The 1,485-nt window shown below is 68.4% G+C and carries 1 protein-coding gene; it reads left to right on the forward strand.

The features are described 5' to 3' along the window. Positions 1-1,470, forward strand: a 1,470-nt coding sequence (locus tag KWI83_RS37655; protein WP_218518866.1) for an ISAzo13 family transposase, incomplete at its 5' end; no start/stop codon positions are given. Between the last annotated feature and the right edge of the window lie 15 nt (positions 1,471-1,485).

Below are 1,485 nucleotides of genomic sequence, written 5' to 3' on the forward strand. Positions count from 1 at the left end.
GAGACGACGGTCCGCAAGGGCGTGTTCGAGCTGGAGGCTGGTGAGGAGCCTCTGGGGCGGGTGCGTCGTCCGGGCGGGGGCCGCAAGCGGGTCGTGGATCTGGATCCGGGGCTGCGGCCGGCGCTGTTGGCGCTGGTTGAGCCGGATGTGCGAGGTGACCCGATGTCGCCGTTGCGGTGGTCGGTGAAGTCCACGCGCACGCTTGCGCGGGAGCTGACGCGGGCCGGGCACCGCGTCAGTGCCGACACCGTCGCCGACCTGCTGCGGGAGGAAGGCTTCAGCCTGCAGGCCAACGCCAAGACGATCGAGGGCAGTCAGCACCCGGACCGGGATGCCCAGTTCCGCTATCTCAATGAGCAGGCCCGCGAGCATAGGGACACCGGTCAGCCGGTGATCAGCGTGGACACCAAGAAGAAGGAGCTCGTCGGCGAGTTCAAGAACAGTGGCTGCCAGTGGCGGCCGACGGGTGAGCCGGTGCCGGTGAGCGTGCATGACTTCGCCGATCCGCAGCTGGGCAAGGCCGTCCCCTACGGGATCTACGACGTTGCGGCGAACACCGGCTGGATCAACGTCGGCACCGATCACGACACTGCCGCGTTCGCCGTGGAGTCGATCCGCCGCTGGTGGCACGGCCAGGGCCGGGCTGCCTACCCTCAGGCGGCACGACTGCTGATCACCGCTGATGCGGGAGGCTCCAACGGCTACCGCACCCGGGCCTGGAAACTCGAACTGGCCCAGCTCGCCGCCGAAACGGGACTGACCATCACCGTGTGTCACCTACCGCCCGGCACTTCGAAGTGGAACAAGATCGAGCACCGGCTCTTCTCGCACATCACCATGAACTGGCGCGGCCGGCCGCTGACCAGCCACGAAGTCATCGTCCAGTCCATCGCCGCGACCACCACCCGCACCGGACTGCGCGTGGGAGCCGCACTCGACACCAACACCTACCCCACCGGAGTCCGTATTGGTGACGCAGAGATGGCAGCACTGCCGCTGACCCGGCACGCTTTCCATGGCGACTGGAACTATGCCCTGCACCCGCAGGCTCGCCCCGCCGTCCCGGCGGCCCGGGCTCGGCAGGCGCCGGCCCCGCAGTGGGACCAGGCCCTACTGTCCGATCCCGCCCTGACAGGCATGTCCCGGCAACAACTGCACGCCCTCACAGGGGCTTTAACCCTCGACGGCGATGCCCGGCGCGGCCGTCCGCCCCGGCTCGCCTTCCCCGACCAGGTCCTGGCCACTGTGCTCCATCTGCGCGTCAACCTGGCCGCGGAACCCCTCGCCGTCCTGTTCGGCAGCAGCCGGACCGCGATGCACCGCACCCTTCTGAAGACCAGGAAACTGTTCGAGGGACACGGCATCACCATCCCACCCGCGACGACGCCGCCCGTCGTCCTCGATGCCCTCCAGGCTCGGGTCCTCGACCAAACCAGCGAGCCCCGCAACAAGATCAAGACAGCGTGTTAATGATCTGCAAGCCCT

Origin of the sequence: Streptomyces sp. TRM70350 (assembly GCF_019219825.1) — a bacterium.
Classification (GTDB): Bacteria; Actinomycetota; Actinomycetes; order Streptomycetales; family Streptomycetaceae; genus Streptomyces.